General features: G+C 59.7%; 19 protein-coding genes and 1 tRNA gene. 8 read left to right on the plus strand and 12 right to left on the minus strand.

Annotated features, from left to right (window positions below; translation table 11 throughout):
* Window positions 1-230 precede the first annotated feature (230 nt).
* Window positions 231-1355 carry a GNAT family N-acetyltransferase gene (locus SOP95_RS08230; protein ID WP_323606774.1) on the plus strand — a complete coding sequence of 375 codons (1125 nt, stop codon included), beginning with the start codon at window positions 231-233 and terminating at the stop codon, window positions 1353-1355.
* 18 nt (window positions 1356-1373) lie between these two features.
* Here SOP95_RS08230 and aqpZ read toward each other — a convergent pair whose 3' ends face one another.
* The 5 genes from aqpZ to SOP95_RS08255 all read right to left on the minus strand — a co-directional run bounded on the left by aqpZ (window position 1374) and on the right by SOP95_RS08255 (window position 6474).
* Window positions 1374-2072: an aquaporin Z gene (gene aqpZ / locus SOP95_RS08235; protein WP_274073574.1), complete on the minus strand. Its 699-nt coding sequence runs from the start codon at window positions 2070-2072 to the stop codon at window positions 1374-1376.
* 173 nt (window positions 2073-2245) lie between these two features.
* Window positions 2246-4078: an ABC transporter ATP-binding protein gene (locus SOP95_RS08240; RefSeq protein ID WP_323606776.1), complete on the minus strand. Its 1833-nt coding sequence runs from the start codon at window positions 4076-4078 to the stop codon at window positions 2246-2248.
* Window positions 4079-4171: 93 nt separating this feature from the next.
* Window positions 4172-4729, minus strand: coding sequence for a peptidylprolyl isomerase A (locus SOP95_RS08245; RefSeq protein ID WP_008060092.1), 558 nt, complete (start codon window positions 4727-4729; stop codon window positions 4172-4174).
* A 3-nt stretch (window positions 4730-4732) separates the two neighbouring features.
* Window positions 4733-5536: an alpha/beta fold hydrolase gene (locus tag SOP95_RS08250; protein WP_274073576.1), complete on the minus strand. Its 804-nt coding sequence runs from the start codon at window positions 5534-5536 to the stop codon at window positions 4733-4735.
* A 14-nt stretch (window positions 5537-5550) separates the two neighbouring features.
* Complete coding sequence (locus tag SOP95_RS08255) at window positions 5551-6474, minus strand: LysR family transcriptional regulator (RefSeq protein ID WP_110964427.1); 924 nt, start codon at window positions 6472-6474, stop codon at window positions 5551-5553.
* A gap of 50 nt (window positions 6475-6524) precedes the next feature.
* On the opposite strand from SOP95_RS08255, the gene SOP95_RS08260 reads away from it, so the two are divergent.
* The 3 genes from SOP95_RS08260 to SOP95_RS08270 all read left to right on the plus strand — a co-directional run bounded on the left by SOP95_RS08260 (window position 6525) and on the right by SOP95_RS08270 (window position 8782).
* Window positions 6525-6839: a 3-phosphoglycerate kinase gene (locus tag SOP95_RS08260; protein ID WP_274073577.1), complete on the plus strand. Its 315-nt coding sequence runs from the start codon at window positions 6525-6527 to the stop codon at window positions 6837-6839.
* A gap of 150 nt (window positions 6840-6989) precedes the next feature.
* Window positions 6990-7589, plus strand: a complete 600-nt coding sequence (locus SOP95_RS08265) for an FMN-dependent NADH-azoreductase (RefSeq protein ID WP_323606779.1) — start codon at window positions 6990-6992, stop codon at window positions 7587-7589.
* 326 nt (window positions 7590-7915) lie between these two features.
* On the plus strand, window positions 7916-8782 hold the full coding sequence (locus SOP95_RS08270; RefSeq protein WP_274073579.1) for a carboxylate/amino acid/amine transporter: 867 nt from the start codon (window positions 7916-7918) through the stop codon (window positions 8780-8782).
* A gap of 74 nt (window positions 8783-8856) precedes the next feature.
* On the opposite strand, the gene SOP95_RS08275 is transcribed toward SOP95_RS08270, so the two are convergent.
* Together SOP95_RS08275 and SOP95_RS08280 are read right to left on the minus strand one after the other, a co-directional pair.
* A tRNA-Phe gene (locus SOP95_RS08275) sits at window positions 8857-8932 on the minus strand.
* A gap of 84 nt (window positions 8933-9016) precedes the next feature.
* On the minus strand, window positions 9017-10315 hold the full coding sequence (locus SOP95_RS08280; protein WP_323606781.1) for a mechanosensitive ion channel family protein: 1299 nt from the start codon (window positions 10313-10315) through the stop codon (window positions 9017-9019).
* A 193-nt stretch (window positions 10316-10508) separates the two neighbouring features.
* Between SOP95_RS08280 and SOP95_RS08285 the strand changes: the two genes are divergently transcribed.
* Window positions 10509-11849, plus strand: coding sequence for a DEAD/DEAH box helicase (locus tag SOP95_RS08285; RefSeq protein WP_046816823.1), 1341 nt, complete (start codon window positions 10509-10511; stop codon window positions 11847-11849).
* Between the two features lie 97 nt (window positions 11850-11946).
* On the opposite strand, the gene SOP95_RS08290 is transcribed toward SOP95_RS08285, so the two are convergent.
* The gene (locus tag SOP95_RS08290; RefSeq protein ID WP_274073581.1) at window positions 11947-12222 is read right to left on the minus strand and encodes a hypothetical protein; all 276 of its coding nucleotides are present in this window, start codon (window positions 12220-12222) and stop codon (window positions 11947-11949) included.
* Window positions 12223-12291: 69 nt separating this feature from the next.
* A complete protein-coding gene (locus SOP95_RS08295) occupies window positions 12292-13026 on the minus strand; it encodes a DUF899 domain-containing protein (protein ID WP_274073582.1) in 735 nt (244 codons plus the stop codon).
* A 176-nt stretch (window positions 13027-13202) separates the two neighbouring features.
* Between SOP95_RS08295 and SOP95_RS08300 the strand changes: the two genes are divergently transcribed.
* The gene (locus SOP95_RS08300) at window positions 13203-13592 is read left to right on the plus strand and encodes a transcriptional regulator (protein ID WP_274073583.1); all 390 of its coding nucleotides are present in this window, start codon (window positions 13203-13205) and stop codon (window positions 13590-13592) included.
* An 81-nt stretch (window positions 13593-13673) separates the two neighbouring features.
* On the opposite strand, the gene SOP95_RS08305 is transcribed toward SOP95_RS08300, so the two are convergent.
* The 3 genes from SOP95_RS08305 to SOP95_RS08315 form a co-directional block, all read right to left on the minus strand.
* Window positions 13674-14543: a DUF6279 family lipoprotein gene (locus SOP95_RS08305; protein WP_323606782.1), complete on the minus strand. Its 870-nt coding sequence runs from the start codon at window positions 14541-14543 to the stop codon at window positions 13674-13676.
* Between the two features lie 77 nt (window positions 14544-14620).
* Window positions 14621-15343, minus strand: a complete 723-nt coding sequence (locus SOP95_RS08310; protein ID WP_274073585.1) for a TorF family putative porin — start codon at window positions 15341-15343, stop codon at window positions 14621-14623.
* Window positions 15344-15549: 206 nt separating this feature from the next.
* Window positions 15550-15738, minus strand: coding sequence for a hypothetical protein (locus SOP95_RS08315; RefSeq protein WP_172668627.1), 189 nt, complete (start codon window positions 15736-15738; stop codon window positions 15550-15552).
* Between the two features lie 348 nt (window positions 15739-16086).
* Here SOP95_RS08315 and SOP95_RS08320 point away from each other — a divergent pair, with 348 nt between their 5' ends.
* Together SOP95_RS08320 and SOP95_RS08325 are read left to right on the plus strand one after the other, a co-directional pair.
* The gene (locus SOP95_RS08320; RefSeq protein WP_008060121.1) at window positions 16087-16923 is read left to right on the plus strand and encodes a CvfB family protein; all 837 of its coding nucleotides are present in this window, start codon (window positions 16087-16089) and stop codon (window positions 16921-16923) included.
* Between the two features lie 33 nt (window positions 16924-16956).
* Window positions 16957-17889, plus strand: a complete 933-nt coding sequence (locus SOP95_RS08325) for a DMT family transporter (RefSeq protein WP_274073586.1) — start codon at window positions 16957-16959, stop codon at window positions 17887-17889.
* Window positions 17890-17895 lie beyond the last annotated feature (6 nt).

Raw genomic sequence — 17895 nt, forward strand, 5'->3', positions numbered from 1 at the left:
CATGGGGGTGGACGGAAAACAGTGGCCGGATATAACCCGGCGCTCTAAAAACAGGCGCCAGTATCGCGATGGTTTATTACAGTGCAGTGGCAGAGTGATGGCATGTCTATGACGATGTACAGTCGTTGCGAACCCTTGATCTAGAGCGCTGTCGTCGAAATGCCCGTGTGCAATGCACACCGATAGGCGATACTCGCGAGGCTTTCACGCCATGAAGAGTGAGGATGGTGATGCCGTTGCAACGCTTGCAAAGTCTGTCCGAAATCGACCCGCACACCTGGGACGCGCTGGTACCCGAGAATCAACCATTCCTGCGTCACGGGTTTCTCGGCGCGCTGGAAGACAGCGGCAGTGTCGGGCCCCATTCCGGCTGGCAACCCGAGCATTTGCTGCACATGGAAGGGGATCGGCTGATCGCGGCATTGCCCAGCTACCGCAAATGGCATTCCTATGGCGAGTACGTGTTCGACCACGCCTGGGCCGATGCCTGCGAACGCGCGGGCATCGATTACTACCCCAAGCTGCTGACCGCAGTGCCATTCAGTCCGGTCAGCGGCCCGCGCTTGCTGGCGGCGCGGGTGGAGGATGGTTTTGAATTACTCAAGAGCCTGCCGGGTTACCTGGAGATCGAACAACTCTCCAGTGCCCACATCAACTTCAGCGACCCGTTCACCGACGCGGCACTGGCCGAACATACGGGCTGGTTGCAGCGCATCGGCTGTCAGTATCACTGGCAGAACCGTGGTTATCGGGATTTTCAGGACTTTCTCGACGTCCTGAGTTCGCGCAAACGCAAGCAGATGCGCAAGGAACGCGAGCAAGTGGCGGGGCAGGGGATCGATTTCGAATGGCTCGAAGGCCGGGAATTGACCGAGTCGCAGTGGGATTTCGTCTACGCCTGCTACGCCAATACCTACGCGGTGCGTCGGCAAAGACCCTACCTGACGCGGGCGTTTTTCAGTCTGCTGGCTGAGCGCATGCCGCAATCCATTCGCGTGGTATTGGCCAGGCAAGGGTCCCGTCCCGTGGCGATGGCGTTCAGCCTGATCGGCGGCGACAGTTTTTACGGGCGTTACTGGGGCTGCCTGGCGGAGTTCGATCGGCTGCACTTCGAGACGTGCTTTTATCAGGGGATGGACTACGCGATCGCCAATGGCTTTGCGCGTTTCGACGCCGGAGCCCAGGGTGAGCACAAGTTGATTCGCGGTTTCGAGCCGGTCATCACGCACTCCTGGCATTACTTGCGCCATCCGGGTTTGAAAGCAGCCGTGAAGGACTTTTTGCAGCAGGAACGGGTCGGGGTATTGGCCTACGCGGATGAGGCGAAGACCGCCTTGCCTTACCGGCAAGGCTGATCTTCGCGGTACTGCCGGTCAGCTGCTTTCCTTGCCGAGAAAGCGATACAGCACGCCGCCGACCACTGCGCCGAGCAGCGGCGCGACCCAGAACATCCACAGCTGCTGGATCGCCCAGCCGCCGACGATCAGCGCCGGGCCGGTGCTGCGTGCCGGGTTGACCGAGGTGTTGGTGACCGGGATCGAGATCAGGTGGATCAGGGTCAGTGCCAGGCCAATGGCGATCGGCGCGAGCCCCGCTGGCGCACGGTTGTCGGTGGCGCCAAGGATGATCAGGATGAACATGGCGGTCATCACCAGCTCACAGACAAATCCCGCCGCCATCGAGTAGCCGCCAGGGGAGTGTTCACCGAAGCCGTTGGACGCCAGGCCCGACGCCAGTTCGAAACCGGGCTTGCCGCTGGCAATGAAGTACAGCAGGGCGGCGGCGATCACCGCGCCAAGCACCTGGGCGATGATGTAGGCCGGCAGTTCACTGGCCGGAAACCGTCCGCCGACCACCAGCCCCAGCGACACCGCCGGGTTGAGGTGACAACCGGAAATGTGGCCGATGGCGAATGCCATGGTCAGCACCGTCAGGCCAAACGCCAGGGAAACCCCGAGCAAACCGATGCCGACGTCCGGGAAAGCAGCGGCCAGCACCGCACTGCCGCAACCACCCAACACCAGCCAGAAGGTACCTACCAACTCTGTAGCGGAACGTTTGAACAGAGACATGAGAGAGTGTCCTTTCGAGATTTTGCTGCCTTGTGCATCCAGCAGATGGACTGCAGAACCACCTCCAGAACCTTGGCTGAGTACAGCACTGTTTTTCCAAAGTTCCAGTGGGCATAAAAAAACCGCCAGCGCCCGGGGTAGCGGGCGTGGCGGTTTTTTAGCGGGTGCAGGGCCTAATCGATCCCGACAAAACCCCCAGTCTGGTGTTGCCACAACCGCGCATACAAACCGCCATGGGCCAGCAATTCTGCGTGGCTGCCGGTTTCGGCGATCCTGCCGTTTTCCAGCACCACCAGCCGGTCCATCCGGGCGATGGTCGAGAGCCGGTGGGCGATGGCGATCACGGTCTTGCCCTGCATCAGGGTTTCGAGGCTTTCCTGGATGGCCGCTTCGACCTCTGAATCCAGGGCCGACGTGGCCTCGTCCATGATCAGGATCGGCGCATCCTTGAGCAGCACGCGGGCGATGGCGATGCGTTGGCGCTGGCCGCCGGAAAGCTTCACCCCGCGTTCCCCGACATGGGCATCGAAACCGCTGCGGCCTTCTGCGTCCGAGAGGGTGGGAATGAAACCGTCGGCCCGGGCCTTGTGCACCGCCTCCCAGAGTTCGGCGTCGGTGGCGTCGGGTTTGCCGTAAAGCAGGTTGTCGCGGATCGAACGATGCAGCAGGGACGTGTCCTGGGTGATCATGCCGATGCGTTCGCGCAGGCTTTCCTGGCTGACGTCGGCGATGTTCTGGCCGTCGATGAGGATGCGCCCGCCCTCGACGTCGTAGAGGCGCAGCAGCAGATTGACCAAGGTCGATTTGCCCGCGCCGGACGGACCGATCAGGCCGATCTTCTCGCCGGGTTTGATCGTCAGGTTGAGCCCGCCGATGATCCCGCTCCGCTTGCCGTAGTGGAAGTCCACGTTGTCGAAGCGTACTTCGCCACGGGCCACCGCCAGCGGTTTGGCCTGGTCACGGTCGGTGACGCTGACTGGCTGCGAGATGCTTTGCAAGCCGTCCTGGACCATGCCGATGTTTTCGAAGATGCCGGTGACCACCCACATGATCCAGCCGGACATGTTGACGATGCGGATCACCAGCCCGGTGGCCAGGGCAATGGCGCCCACGCTGATCAGCGACTGCGTCCACAGCCACAAGGCCAGGCCTGTGGTGCCGACGATCAACAGGCCGTTCATGCTGGTGATGACCACGTCCATGCTGGTGACGACACGGCCGGCCAGCTGGGCTTTTTCGGTCTGCTCCTTGATCGCTTCGCGGGCGTACTGCTGCTCGAAATTGGTGTGGGCGAACAGCTTCAGGGTGGTGATGTTGGTGTAGCCGTCGACGATCCGCCCCATGAGTTTGGAGCGCGCATCGGAGGACACCACCGAACGTTCCTTGACCCGTGGCACGAAGTAATAAAGGGCGCTGATGAAGGCGACGATCCAGGTCAGCAGCGGGATCATCAGGCGCCAGTCGGCTTCGGCGAACAGCACCAGGGAGCTGATGGCGTAGATCAGCACATGCCACAGCGCGTCCACCGCCTGCACGGCTGAATCGCGCAGGGAGTTGCCGGTCTGCATGATGCGTTGGGCGATACGACCGGCGAAGTCGTTCTGGAAAAAATTCAGGCTCTGCTTGAGCACGTAGCTGTGGTTCTGCCAGCGGATCAGGCTGGTCATGCTGGGGCTCAGCGTCTGGTGCACCAGCAGGTCATGCAGGCCGACAAACACCGGGCGCAACACCAGCGCCACCACTACCATCCAGGTCAGTTCGAGACCGTGTTCCTTGAAGAAGTCGACGTTTGGCGTGCCTTGGGCCAGGTCGATGATGCGGCTCAGGTAGCTGAACAGCGCCACTTCGATCAATGCGCCGAACAGGCCGACGATCAGCAGGGCGGCGAAACTCGGCCAGACTTGCTTGAGGTAGTAGGTATAGAACGGCAGGACCCGATCTGGCGGGGCGGCTGTCGGGGCGTCGCGGAATACGTCGATCAGTTTTTCAAAGCGGCGATAAAGCATCGGTTATTCACCCGCGAACGGGCTCTCCTTCAACGGTTTGAGCGTTGCCGGGAGAAACCGGCAACGGCTCGGACATCCTTGTCCAGCTTGGTTTCAGTCGATGCGCTTGGCCGACTTGATGAACACCGGGTCTGCCGGCACATCCTTCATGCCGCTGCGCACGGTGGTTGGCGAATTGACGATGATGTCCACCACGTCCATGCCCTTGACCACCTTGCCGAATACCGCGTAACCGTCACCCTGGTCGAGGAAATCGTTGTCCTTGACGTTGATGAAGAACTGGCTGGTGGCCGAGTCAGGCACCGAGGTACGGGCCATGGACAGGGTGCCACGCACGTTGACCAGGCCGTTCTTGTGCTCGTTCTTGATCGGCGCCTTGGTTTCTTTCTGCTGCATCTGTTGAGTGAACCCGCCGCCCTGGACCATGAAGCCCGGAATCACGCGGTGGAAAATCGTGTTGTTGTAGAAGCCGCTGTCCACATACTCAAGGAAGTTCTTGGTACTGATTGGGGCCTTGACCGGGTCCAGTTCGATTTCGATCTGGCCGTTGGTGGTGTCCAGCAGAACGTGCGGCGCCTTGGCAGGCGTTGCTGCCATCAGGTTGGCGGCAAACAGAACGGAGCCAGCGGCGAGGGCGATTTTTTTCAGCATGGGTCAGTGATCCTGAGGGGTAGTGTCGACTGCGGCGAGAAACTCCAGCAGCGTCTGGTTGAAGCGTTCGGGCTGGTCCAGCGGGGTGGCGTGACGCGAATCGGCGATCACTGCCAGCCGAGCATTGGGCAGCAGTCTTACGTAGTTTTCCTTCAGCGCGACCGGCGTGTAGTCACGGTCAGCGCTGACGATGAGGGTTGGACAGGTGACCTTCGACAGTCGTTCCTGAACCCCCCAGCCAACAATGGCATCGAAGCTGGCGAGATAAGCACGTTTGTCGTTTTTTGCCCAGCGATCGGCCATCTTTTGTCGCAATTGGGCCTGCTCCGGCTTGGGAAACAATTTGCCGCCCAGGGCTTCGCCGATGGTGCGCAGGCTGAGCGCACGCATCAGGCTCCAGCGCTTGAACCACTGCCAGTAATCGTCGCGGCTGCGCAGCTTGACCTCGGGTGCGCTATTGACGATGCACAGGCTCTTGAGCAATTGCGGCTGGTCCACGCCCAATTGAAAGCCGATCATGCCGCCCATGGACAACCCTACGTAGTGGGCCGGCCCCAGGTTCAGGTGCTCGATAAGCGCCACCAGGTCGGCGCTGAACCCCGCGATGCTATAACGCTCGCGGGGTTTGTCGGAGCGCCCGTGGCCGCGCACGTCCGGCACGATCACCCGGTAGCGGGCGGCCAGCGCCGGGATCTGTTCTTCCCAGTCCAGGGTGCTGGAACCCAGGCCGTGGACCAGCAGCAACGGCGTGCCGTGCCCATATTCCTCATAGTGCAGGTTGCAACCTTCGTGTTCGAAATAGGCCATGCGTTACCTCCGTGTCAGGCTTGTTCTGGGGCGGCGAACGGTGCGTCCAGGGGGGCGGTGTCGAATGTGCGCAACAGCTCGATAAGAATCTGCGTCGCCGGGCCGAGCGGTTTGTCCTTGTTCGAATACAGGTAAAAACTCGGGTTGCGGCTGCCGCCCTGGTCCAACGGTAGCAGCTTGAGCGTGCCTTCCTTGAGTTCCCGTTCGATCATGTGCCTTGGCAACCAGGCAAATCCCAGGCCGCTGCCAACGAACGTGGCGGCGGTGGCCAGGCTACCGACGGTCCAGCGCTGTTCGGCACCGAGCCAGCCGACGTCCCGTGGCTGCTGGCGACCGGAGTCGCGGATGACCACTTGCAGCTGGCTTTCCAGATCCTGGAAATTCAGTTCGCGATTGAGCCGGTGCAGCGGGTGTTCCGGATGGGCGACCGCGACGAACTCGACGTCGCTCAACTCCGCGCCCAGGTAACCGGGAATGCTGAAACCGCTGATGGCCAGGTCGGCCACGCCTTCGAGCAGCACCTCTTCGACACCCGACAGCACCTCTTCGCGCAGGCGCACGCGGCAGCCACGGCTTTGCGGCATGAACGCGGTCAGTGCACGGACCAGGCGGGCGCTCGGATAGGCGGCATCGACCACCAGGCGCACTTCGGCTTCCCAACCTTGCTCCATGTGATGGGCCAGGTCTTCGAGCTGGCTGGCCTGTTTCACCAATTGGCGGGAACGGCGCAACAACACGCCGCCAGCCTCGGTGAGCACCGCCTTGCGACCGTCGATGCGCAGCAATGGCACGCCGAGCTGGTCCTGCATGCGCGCCACGGTGTAGCTGACCGACGATTGCGAGCGATGCAGCGCTTCGGCGGCCTGGGCGAAGCCGCCGTGGTCGACCACGGCCTGAAGCGTTCGCCATTGATCAAGGGTCACGCGGGGCGCTTTCATGATGGGCTCCTCTTGTCCTAAGCTGCGCAGTTCTTATTGGAGACTGCTGAATGAAAAAAATCTGTTGTTTATTACTGGCAATGTTGCCGTTGACTGCGTTTGCTTATCCGATCGATGTACAGAAAGAGCTCAATGGACTGAAAATCGACTACACCACCTACGCCTCCGATTACGACATGGGTTCGATCACCGTGAACAACTACGGCGACACCGCTGCCGAATGTGCGGTGGTGTTTCGCAACGGTCCTGAATCGCCAAAGACCCGCAGGATCAATCTCGACGCCGGCAAAAGCGCCGATCTTTCCGCCAAGTTCAACCGCAAGATCATCAAGCTGTACATCACCATGACCTGCAAGCCGAAATGACCTTCAGCGGAGCACGCCCATCGCTGATGCTCCGCTTATAAACGAAATTCTTGATCGGTTATAGCAGTTATTTGCGCTTTTTAATCGATATGACGCTGTTTAATCTTCACTCCATCGACCTACAGCATTCTCAGATGGAGGCTACAGCCCATGTCCCGCGTTCTGATCATCGAAAGCAGTGCCCGTCAGCAAGACTCGGTTTCCCGTCAACTGACCCAGACCTTCATCGCCCAGTGGCAAGCCGCGCATCCGAAGGACCAGATCACCGTTCGTGACCTGGCCGTCAACCCGGTGCCACATCTGGATATCAACCTGTTGGGCGGCTGGATGAAACCCGCCGATCAGCGCAGCGATATCGAGCAAGTATCCCTGGAACGCTCCAACCAGCTGACCGACGAGTTGCTCGCCGCCGACGTGCTGGTGATGGCCGCGCCGATGTACAACTTCGCCATTCCCAGCACGCTCAAGGCCTGGCTCGACCATGTGCTGCGTGCCGGCGTGACCTTCAAGTACACCCAAACCGGCCCGCAAGGCCTGCTCAGCGGCAAGCGCGCTTACGTACTGACCGCTCGCGGCGGGATCTACGCCGGCAGCACCGCGGATCACCAGGAACCCTACCTGCGCCAGGTCATGGGCTTCATCGGCATCCACGACGTGACGTTCATCCACGCCGAAGGCATGAACCTGGGCGGCGACTTCCAGGAGAAAGGCCTGAACCAGGCGAACGCCAAGCTTTCCCAAGTGGCCTGAGTCGTTAATCGCCAGATAATCACCGGATGGTCTAGTGACCTGGCGCGTTACCCTTCAAGCCTGCACGCGCATCGAACCTCCCTTTGCACTTGTTGCTCCTGAGTGCTCTGGCCCGATTGAACGCTTTAGCGAGATCGGGCTTTTTTTTGCCCAGGATTTTGTGGGAGCGGGCTTGCTCGCGAATGCGGTGTGTCATTCAGCATTTCAGTCGACTGACACACCTTATTCGCGAGCAAGCCCGCTCCCACAGGGTTTTTGTATCGTTTGACTGTTCGCGATCCCCGTCAAAAACCGCTATCTTCGCCGCCATTCAAAACGAGGCGAGCATGGGCTATCTACTTTTTGTCACGCTGATCCAGGCGTTTTCCTTCAGTCTGATCGGCGAATACCTGGCCGGTCATGTCGACAGTTACTTCGCGGTGCTGATACGCGTGCTGCTGGCGGGGCTGGTGTTCATCCCGCTGACCCGCTGGCGTTCGGTGGAACCGGCGTTCATGCGCGGCATGTTGCTGATCGGCGCATTGCAGTTTGGTGTGACCTACGTCTGCCTGTACCTGAGCTTCCGTGTGCTGACGGTGCCGGAAGTGCTGCTGTTCACCATCCTCACGCCCTTGCACGTGACCCTGATCGAAGACGCGTTGAACCGTCGTTTCAATCCCTGGGCCTTGATCGCGGCACTGGTGGCGGTGGGCGGCGCAGCGGTGATTCGCTATGACCGGATCAACCCGGACTTCTTCATGGGCTTCCTGCTGCTGCAACTGGCCAACTTCACCTACGCCGCCGGGCAGGTGCTGTACAAGCACCTGGTGGCGCGCCATCCGAGTGACCTGCCGCATTACCGGCGCTTCGGTTATTTCTACCTGGGTGCATTGGCGGTGGCGTTGCCGGCGTTCCTGATGTTCGGCAAATCCAACTTCCTGCCCGAAGCACCGCTGCAATGGGGCGTGCTGCTGTTCCTCGGCCTGGTCTCGACCGCGCTCGGGCTGTACTGGTGGAACAAGGGCGCGTGCCTGGTCAACGGCGGGACGCTGGCGGTGATGAACAACCTGCATGTGCCGGTGGGGCTGCTGATCAATCTGCTGATCTGGAATCAGCATGAAGAGCTGGGGCGGTTGTTGCTGGGGGGATCGGTAATCTTGATGGCGGTGTGGATCAGTCGGTTGGGCATTCGCCAATCCGCGGTCGCACACTGAAAAGCTGAGGGAGAGAGCCGGCGCTAAAAAAACAAAACCCCTGAGGCCATCAGGCATCAGGGGTTTGGAAATCATGGTGCCCAGAGACGGAATCGAACCGCCGACACGGGGATTTTCAATCCCCTGCTCTACCGACTGAGCTATCTGGGCCGCGGCGGCATTAAACGTTTTTACGGCTGAGGCGTCAAGCAAGAAATCACAAAAACCTAATGAATACCTAAGCTTACGACTAGATTACATGACGTGTTTTTCAGGTGTGGGGATGTGGCTCGCGCCCAACACCGCCGGTAGCAGCCCGGCGCGCAGATCCGTTCCACTGGGCTGCTGGTAAAGGCTCAAGCCAAATTCCGGCAACACCGCCAGCAGGTAATCGAAAATATCCCCCTGGATCCGCTCGTAATCGGCCCACGCGGTGGTGCGGGTAAAACAGTAGATCTCCAGTGGGATACCCTGGGCCGTGGTCTGCATCTGCCGGACCATGCAGGTCATGTTGGGCTGGATCTCCGGATGACTCTTCAAATACGCCAGTGCATAGGCGCGAAAAGTGCCGATATTGGTCATGCGGCGGCGGTTGGCTGACATCGCTGCGACATTGCCCTGGGCTTCGTTCCAGGCCTTGAGTTCGGCCTGCTTGCGGCTGATGTAGTCCGTGAGCAGATGAACCTGGGACAGCTTCAGCTCCTCGTCATCGCGGATGAACCGCACGCCACTGGCGTCGATGAACAGGCTGCGCTTGATCCGCCGGCCACCGGACTGCTGCATGCCGCGCCAGTTCTTGAAGGACTCGGACATCAGGCGCCAGGTCGGGATCGAGACAATGGTCTTGTCGAAATTCTGCACCTTGACCGTGTGCAGGGTGATGTCCACCACATCGCCGTCGGCACCGACCTGTGGCATCTCGATCCAGTCGCCGACCCGCAGCATGTCGTTGCTGGTCAGCTGCACGCTGGCGACGAACGACAGCAGGGTGTCCTTGTAGACCAACAGGATCACCGCCGACATCGCTCCCAGGCCCGACAGCAGCAACAGCGGCGAACGGTCGATCAAGGTGGCGACGATGATGATCGCGCCGAATACGTACAAGACCATTTTCGCCAGTTGCACGTAGCCTTTGATCGAGCGGGTGCGGGCGTGTTCAGTGCGGGCATAGATGTCCAGCAGGGCATTCAGCAAGGCGGAGACGGACAGCAGCAGGAACAGGATGGTGAACGCCAGCGCCACGTTGCCGAGGAACAACATCGCGGTTTTGCCCAGCTCCGGCACCAGGTGCAGGCCGAACTGGATCACCAGCGACGGAATTATCTGCGCCAGACGCTGGAACACCTTGTTGTGCCGCAAGTCGTTGATCCAGTGCAGCGCCGGCTGACGGCCAAGAATTTTGCTGGCGTGCAGGATCAGGTAGCGCGCCACTCGTCCGAGGGCCAGCGCAATGAGCAACAACACCACGAGTGCCAGGGCGGCGTGCACGATCGGATGCTGGTCGAGGGCACCCCAGAGGTCTTGGGCATTGAGCCAGAGCTGTTTGATATCCATGGGCAAAAAACGATTCTTCTGTGGGACGCGATGGGCGATTAGAGCATTTAAGACGCTTTGTATTACCGTCGGTGACAATTCGAGCAACAAAAAAACCACTGTTTACCGCCATTTGTATAAAGAAACTCGGCCTGAGCGCTCGAAACCGGTACCCTATGCAGCTGTTTTTTTGCATTTCTTCGAGGTAGCACCCGTGTTTTCCGAATTCGCCTTGCACGAACGCCTGCTCAAAGCCGTGGCCGAGCTGAAATTTGTCGAGCCAACGCCTGTGCAAGCAGCGGCTATTCCGCTGGCGCTCCAAGGTCGTGACCTGCGGGTGACAGCGCAAACCGGTAGCGGCAAGACCGCTGCATTCGTTTTGCCGATCCTCAACCGCTTGATCGGCCCGGCCAAGATCCGCGTCAGCATCAAGACCCTGATCCTGCTGCCGACCCGCGAGCTGGCCCAGCAAACCCTGAAGGAAGTTGAACGCTTCGCGCAGTTCACCTTCATCAAGTCCGGCCTGATCACCGGCGGCGAAGACTTCAAGGTCCAGGCTGCCATGCTGCGCAAGGTGCCGGACATCCTGATCGGTACCCCGGGCCGGATGATCGAGCAACTGAATGCCGGCAACCTCGACCTCAAGGAAGTCGAAGTGCTGGTGCTCGATGAAGCCGACCGCATGCTCGACATGGGTTTCGCCGAAGACGTACAGCGCCTGGTGGACGAGTGCACCAACCGCCAGCAGACCATGCTGTTCTCCGCCACCACGGGCGGTTCCGGCCTGCGCGAGATGATCGCCAAGGTCCTGAACAACCCTGAGCACCTGCAGCTCAACGCGGTCAGCCAGCTGAACGAAACCACCCGCCAGCAAATCATCACCGCTGACCACAACCAGCACAAAGAACAGATCGTCAACTGGCTGCTGGCCAACGAGACCTACCAGAAGGCCATCGTCTTCACCAACACCCGGGCCATGGCCGATCGCATCTACGGTCGCCTGGTGGCCCAGGAATACAAGGCGTTCGTGCTGCACGGCGAGAAAGACCAGAAGGATCGCAAACTGGCGATCGACCGTCTGAAGCAGGGCGGGGTAAAAATCCTGGTCGCTACCGACGTCGCCGCTCGCGGCCTGGACGTGGACGGCCTGGATCTGGTGATCAACTTCGACATGCCGCGCAGTGGCGACGAATACGTGCACCGCATTGGCCGTACCGGTCGTGCCGGCAACGATGGCCTGGCCATCTCGCTGATCTGCCACGGCGACTGGAACCTGATGTCGAGCATCGAACGCTACCTCAAGCAAAGCTTCGAGCGCCGCACCATCAAGGAAGTCAAAGGCACCTACGGCGGGCCGAAAAAGGTCAAGGCCTCCGGCAAGGCCGTTGGCGTGAAGAAGAAAAAGACCGACGCCAAGGGCGACAAGAAAAAAGTCGCCGCCAAGACCCCGACCAAACGCAAGAGCGTCAACCGCCCGAAGAGCGACTCTCTGGTGAGCAAGGACGGCATGGCCCCGCTCAAGCGCCGCAAGCCGGAAGCGCCGGCCGCTGAATAAGGCCCCGTAAAAATCAAAAGATCGCAGCCTGCGGCAGCTCCTACACGGGACCACCTGTAGGAGCTGCCGAAGGCTGCGATCTTTTGATCTTGTCTTTTTAGCTCTCGGCTTTCTTCTCTGCCGTCCCGAGCTCCTTCAATCGCTGATCGATCAACTGGCACTTGTCCGGCAAATCCTTGGAGGCCGTTCCAAGGTCCATCTTCTGCAGCTCGTCGTTGATTTCCTTGGCCTTGGCCGGGTTCTGTTCGGTGAGCCTGGTGACTTCCTTGGCCAGCTGCTCGCGCTTGAGGGTGGCCTCCTCGGGAGTGCAGGCCCACACGGGCAGGGCGCAGGCTAGGGTGGTGGCGAGGGTGAGTTTCAGCAGGATCTTCATCTGTCGGGCCTCAGTTCCGGTTAAGGCGGGTTAACCGGTTGAGGGCTGGAACAGGGAAAAAGTTCACCCTCATCCGCCATGGCAGCAGCTCTTGGGCGCCTGATCCTCATACCGGTCATGGTGCCGCACCCAATCCATGATTTCGTCTTCATTGCGCCCCTTGGGCGTCAGGTCCAGGTAGTTGTAGGTACCGACCAGCAGATCCAGGCCCCGTGCATACGTCGAGTAAGTATGGAAAATCTCGCCGGCCTCATTTCGATAAAACACGCTGAGACCGGGAAGTTCTTCTTCGCTGCCATCGGTTTTTTCGTAGTTGTAGGTGGCCTTGCCGGCGGCGACGTCTTCGGGGCGAGCCGTCACACCGAAGTCATAATTGAAATCGCAGCCTTCGGACGACACCCAGTCGAATGTCCAGCCCATGCGCCGTTTGAACGCCTGGAACTCGGCGAACGGTGCATGGGAGACCGCCACCACTGCGACGTCGTGGTGCGCCAGGTGCTGGTTGGCGCCGTCGATGTGGTCGGACAGGAACGAGCAACCCGGGCAGCCCTCATCCCAGCCTTCAGCGAACATGAAATGGTAAATGACCAACTGGCTGCGGCCACCAAACAGATCGGCGAGTTTCAGTTCGCCGTCGGGGCCCTGGAAGTGGTAGTCCTTGTCGATTTTTACCCAGGGCAGGGCGCGGCGCTCGGCGCTGAGTCTGTCGCGTTCCCTGGTGAAGGCCTTTTCGTGGGCCAGATGTTGCTTGCGGGCGGCGAGCCAGTCTTCCCGGGACACGACCGGGTGATTCTGAATGTTCATCGGGCTTTCTCCTGCGTGAGGCGGGGAGGTGACTTACACAGCCTAGTCGTTTGACTTGCCGGTAATTCGACATGCCGCCGGTCGGTAGCGCTAAAAAGGTGGGCTGAACGGCTACCCCGCACTCGTGTCACAACCTATGAAGGCCCTCTCTCACGGGTACCGGAGGTTGAAACGGGATGACGACTTATAACTGGGATTTGATTGAACGCTTGCTGCACGAAGTCCAGAACGGTGCGAGCAGCTTCACGCCACGGCCCTACGCCGAGCAGTACGCCGCAGAAAAAGCATCGGAAGGCGAGCAGACGGAAAACCTGGATCACTTGAAGGCAGTGGCCGGCGAGTACGAAAAGCTGCTGCTGGAGCGAGGTTATATCGAACCTCGGCCGGAAGAGCAGGGTGGCACCGGTTCGAATTACATTCTGACGATCCGGGGTTCGAGGTTGTTGAGCCTGATCGACAGCAGTATTCCGGGCAATGACCATCCGCGGCAGGTTCTCGATGATCAGGAAGATGCGCTGGACGAACTGACGTTCGATGAAGTGGCTTCGAAGGCGCAGATTGCCTGAATAAAAAGATCGCAGCCTGCGGCAGCTCCTACATGGATCGAGTGATTCTGTAGCTGCCGCAGGCTGCGATCTTTTGATCTTTCAACCCTGCTTAGCCGCTTTCAGGCACTTCAAATCACTGAAATCCTTCCTCACGCCCTCGATTTTCGTCAGCAAGCGTTGACGTTGTTGCGGCGTACTTTCCGCCATCAAATCCACAAACAGCGCCCGCGCCTGGGCTTCGGTCCTGGCAAAAGCCTCGCGGTAAGCCGGTGTCCACAAGCTCTCGCGATTGACCAGAAGCGTCTCGATCCGCTGTGGGAATTGTGCGGTATGGCGCTGCGCCACGGCGGCACTGAATTGTTTCTGCCAGTGGATGCGGTTGGCGATCCATTGCGTATTCTGGTCGCCCAAGGCATTCGACCAGGCCATGACCCGCTGGTGTTGAGAGGCGTTGAGCGGTCCGAGCCATTCATTCAGGCGTTTTTCCATGCGCGCGCCACGCTGTTTGATCTGCTGCTCCAACGACGGTTTCAGGTATTGCTCCTGGCGCTTGCGCTGGTCCTTGGCGAAGGCCTCGTTCATTTCCGCGACCTGATTGTCATCCAGGCCCTGCAGCAATTCGATGGCCGATGGTGTGATTTCCCGGGCCGTCTCGGCAATCGCCGCTTCGGCTTCCGCGGTGCGCGCCTGCAGCGCGGCATCGGTCACCTGATTGGTCTCGATCATTGACTGCAAGCGGTCCAGCCAGTCGAGATACCCCGGCATTTGCGTGGTGCAATGCCAATCCAGGTGTTCCTTCAGGCGTTCGCTCAGCCAATTCTTTTGCTCACCGTTCATGTCCAGGTAGTCGCTGAGCGTCCAGGGAATGATCACGTCGAGGTTGCGATAGGCCAGGCCCATGCGGCTGCACGCGCCGAGGGCAAGGGTGAACATGAGCACAAAGGCGATGTTTTTGATCCAGCAAGACATGGGCGAATCCTTGCGAAAGCCTGGCTTCTGCAACTGTTTTTCATCTGAACGCAGAATCAACCCGGCAGTTCAGCCCGTCAGTAGAACGCGCGTTCGGCCTTGAGGGTGAGAAGCGCGTCGCACTGGCTATTTTGCCCGGTATAGGCTGAACAATAGCTGCCGCTGAGGCTGGAGTCGCTGTAGATCAGGTCGAGGTCGATGCCCATGAACGGTCGGGACAGTTTGACCGACCAGTCGGTGAAGCTGCCGACGTAACCGCCGTCTACCGCGACCGGCGTGTTCAGCTGATGGGTGGTGTATTTCATGCTCACCCCGATGCCGAACGGCTGGTTGCCGCGCAGGTCGGCAAACAGGGTGCTGTTCTGTTTGTCCGGGTCGTTGCTCAATGCTGCACCGAATCGGCTGCCCAGCAGGGTCAGGCCACCGAACACTTCCTGGCTGTCGAGGGTATCGACTTCGGGGTAGCTGTAATGGATGACGCCCACTTCGTAGCCAAGGACCTGGTCGAAGGGTTGCTTGAAGCCGGCGTAAGAGTCGATCTCGAGGTTTTTTCCCGGGCTGATGCCCATGCTCGGCGACCATTGGCCAAAGTAGAAGCCGCTGTCATGGGTCAGGTCCAGGCCGCCATGAAACGAGCCGACGGCCGATGGCTTGACGAGGCCCTGGGCCATGCTGCGGCTGGGGCTGGTTCCGAGCTTGAGGTCGAAATCCCCCAGCTCGCGCTGAAAGATTTGCCCATGCACCGCCGGACACGCCAGCAGGCCGGCAAGCAGCAAGGATAAACAAGAAGGTATGCGCATGCGTCACTCCATGAACAGCGAGCGCAAGCTTGGGCCTGCTGAAACGCTTGATCCAGACGCGTGCAAGGATACCGACGAATGACAGGCAGCGTGGCCCGTTCGTCGATTTCTACAAGATTGGAGGTTTTGCAGCGGGGGTGTAGCGGGGTTCCAGTCCAAGCGCTTCGAAGCTCAAAGCGCTTAGGGACCAGGTGCAGCGCAGGGTATTACTTCTTGCCGAGCGTGATCTGCTTGGACGGGCCGAATGTCTGGCCGCTGACACCTTTGGCAATTTGCTGGATTTCACCACCGGATTTGAGAAACGCAGCGATCTGGCTGTTGATCGACTCGCTGGTTTCGACGGCTGGAGCTGGCTTTGCTTTGCTGTTGGATGCTTTTACACGCATGGCGGCCATTAACCTGTAGAAAATTAACTTGGCCAGGCATCGTACAGGATTGACTGCCTATTTGCTTGGTAAATATCCGCTTGAGGACATTGGGTGGTGGTGCGACAAAATGCAAGTTGTTATTTGCGATATTGCCCTAAGCCGCTGTTTTAACTAAGAACCTGGCTTGGAAAACAGCGTTCCATCCAGCGTGGGCGGCAGGGAAACTGACGGATCAGTCAGACGAGCGGCCGATCAGTGAGCGCAAAACCGAGAAAAATTAAGGCTTTGCGGGGAATTTCTGGCTCCACCGGGCTGACCGCCGAACCTGACCGCTAAAACCGGGTAGAATGGCGCCACGCAATGAGGGTATTGGACATGGCTTTAGTCGGGCGTTACAACAGTTTGCAAGTAGTTAAACACACTAACTTCGGTTTATATCTGGACGGTGGCGCGGATGGCGAAATCCTGTTGCCGAATCGTTATATTCCAAAGGATATTCCCAGCGAAGATGAAGACTGGCTCAACGTTTTTGTTTATCTGGATAGCGATGACAAACTTATCGCAACTACTGAAAAGCCGAAAGTTCAAGTCGGTGAATTCGCCAGCTTGAAAGTTGTTGAAGTCAACAGCATTGGCGTGTTCCTGGATTGGGGGCTGCCCAAAGACCTGTTGCTGCCGTACTCGGAAGAAAAGCGCCAGATGCAGGCCGGTGAATACGCCGTGGTGCATGTCTACCTCGACAAGCACACCCGCCGCATAACCGCGACGGCGCGTCTGGACCGGTACCTGGACAAGACGCCCGCCAACTACACCCCGGGGCAGGAAGTTGACCTGCTGGTGGCCGAAGCGACCGACATGGGCTTCAAGGCGATCATCAACAACAAGCACTGGGGCCTGATTCACAAGAACGAAATCTTCAAGTTCATGCGCGCCGGCAAAGAAGAGAAGGGCTTCATCAAGGAAGTTCGCAGCGACGGCAAGATCAGCCTGAGCCTGCAACCGGTGGGCGTCGAAGCGGCCAGCAGCCTGAACTCGAAGATCCTCGCCAAGTTGCGCGAGAACAACGGTAGCCTGGCCGTCAGCGACAAGAGCGATCCGACCCTGATCAGCAGCATGTTCGGCGTCAGCAAGGGCAACTTCAAGAAGGCCATTGGTGCGTTGTACAAGAACGGCCAGATTGTCATTCATGCCGATCGTATTGAACTGAGCTGACCGTCCAATGTTCCGTGTTGCCGAGGTAGAACGGTGAGCGCCACCCGGCGCAGCGCCGATGGATTTGCCCTGCAAGTGATGGTGGGGTTGTGCCTGGTCTGGGGTATTCAGCAGGTGATGATCAAATGGGCGGCGCCCGATATTGCGCCGGTCATGCAGGCAGCCGGACGTTCGGGCCTGTCCGCGCTGCTTGTGGGGTTGTTGATCTGCTGGAAGGGCGGCTGGGATCAGGTGGGCGCCACCTGGCGCGGCGGGCTGTTGGCCGGGGCCCTGTTTGGCCTGGAGTTCCTGTTCATTTCCGAAGGCCTGCAGCTGACCACGGCGGCGCACATGTCGGTGTTCCTCTACACCGCACCGATTTTCACCGCGCTTGGCGTGCACTGGTTGTTGCCCAGCGAGCGTTTGCGCCCCGTGCAATGGCTGGGCATTTTCCTCGCCTTCGTCGGGATCGGCATTGCCTTTGCCGGTGGAGTGTCCTGGGATAACCTCGATCGCCGCATGTTGCTCGGCGATGCGCTGGGCGTCCTGGCAGGAGCTTGCTGGGGGGCGACCACCGTGGTGGTGCGTGCATCGCGCCTGTCTGAGGCGCCGGTGACCCTGACCCTGTTTTACCAACTGATCGTCGGTTTCGTCGGCCTGTTGCTGATTGCGCTGCTCAGTGGCCAGATCACCCACGTCAACCTGACCCGCGTGGCGGTGGCCAGCGTGCTGTTCCAGGGCATCGTGGTGTCGTTCTTCAGCTACCTGGTCTGGTTCTGGCTGCTGCGCCGTTACCTGGCGGCCAACCTGGCGGTGTTTTCCTTCATGACGCCCTTGTTCGGCGTGACGTTCGGGGTTGTCCTGCTGGGGGAGGCGCTGAGCCTCAATTTCGTCATCGGTGCCGTGCTGGTGCTGCTGGGGATAACCTTTGTCAGCGCCGAACAGTGGGTGCGTCGCCGTTTGCGCAGGGCGCTCGGGCAGTCTTGAGTATGC

This window comes from Pseudomonas sp. YuFO8 (assembly GCF_035065025.1).
GTDB lineage: Bacteria > Pseudomonadota > Gammaproteobacteria > Pseudomonadales > Pseudomonadaceae > Aquipseudomonas > Aquipseudomonas putida_AE.

Coding starts and splice junctions, on each gene's coding strand:
- SOP95_RS08270 (WP_274073579.1), top strand. CDS start 7,916: ATGGGCTATCTACTTTTTGTCACGCTGATCCAGGCGTTTTCCTTCAGT.
- SOP95_RS08280 (WP_323606781.1), bottom strand. CDS start 10,315: ATGGATATCAAACAGCTCTGGCTCAATGCCCAAGACCTCTGGGGTGCC.
- SOP95_RS08230 (WP_323606774.1), top strand. CDS start 231: ATGCCGTTGCAACGCTTGCAAAGTCTGTCCGAAATCGACCCGCACACC.
- SOP95_RS08255 (WP_110964427.1), bottom strand. CDS start 6,474: ATGAAAGCGCCCCGCGTGACCCTTGATCAATGGCGAACGCTTCAGGCC.
- SOP95_RS08265 (WP_323606779.1), top strand. CDS start 6,990: ATGTCCCGCGTTCTGATCATCGAAAGCAGTGCCCGTCAGCAAGACTCG.
- SOP95_RS08260 (WP_274073577.1), top strand. CDS start 6,525: ATGAAAAAAATCTGTTGTTTATTACTGGCAATGTTGCCGTTGACTGCG.
- SOP95_RS08240 (WP_323606776.1), bottom strand. CDS start 4,078: ATGCTTTATCGCCGCTTTGAAAAACTGATCGACGTATTCCGCGACGCC.
- SOP95_RS08300 (WP_274073583.1), top strand. CDS start 13,203: ATGACGACTTATAACTGGGATTTGATTGAACGCTTGCTGCACGAAGTC.
- aqpZ (WP_274073574.1), bottom strand. CDS start 2,072: ATGTCTCTGTTCAAACGTTCCGCTACAGAGTTGGTAGGTACCTTCTGG.
- SOP95_RS08245 (WP_008060092.1), bottom strand. CDS start 4,729: ATGCTGAAAAAAATCGCCCTCGCCGCTGGCTCCGTTCTGTTTGCCGCC.
- SOP95_RS08305 (WP_323606782.1), bottom strand. CDS start 14,543: ATGTCTTGCTGGATCAAAAACATCGCCTTTGTGCTCATGTTCACCCTT.
- SOP95_RS08295 (WP_274073582.1), bottom strand. CDS start 13,026: ATGAACATTCAGAATCACCCGGTCGTGTCCCGGGAAGACTGGCTCGCC.
- SOP95_RS08315 (WP_172668627.1), bottom strand. CDS start 15,738: ATGGCCGCCATGCGTGTAAAAGCATCCAACAGCAAAGCAAAGCCAGCT.
- SOP95_RS08290 (WP_274073581.1), bottom strand. CDS start 12,222: ATGAAGATCCTGCTGAAACTCACCCTCGCCACCACCCTAGCCTGCGCC.
- SOP95_RS08310 (WP_274073585.1), bottom strand. CDS start 15,343: ATGCGCATACCTTCTTGTTTATCCTTGCTGCTTGCCGGCCTGCTGGCG.
- SOP95_RS08250 (WP_274073576.1), bottom strand. CDS start 5,536: ATGGCCTATTTCGAACACGAAGGTTGCAACCTGCACTATGAGGAATAT.
- SOP95_RS08320 (WP_008060121.1), top strand. CDS start 16,087: ATGGCTTTAGTCGGGCGTTACAACAGTTTGCAAGTAGTTAAACACACT.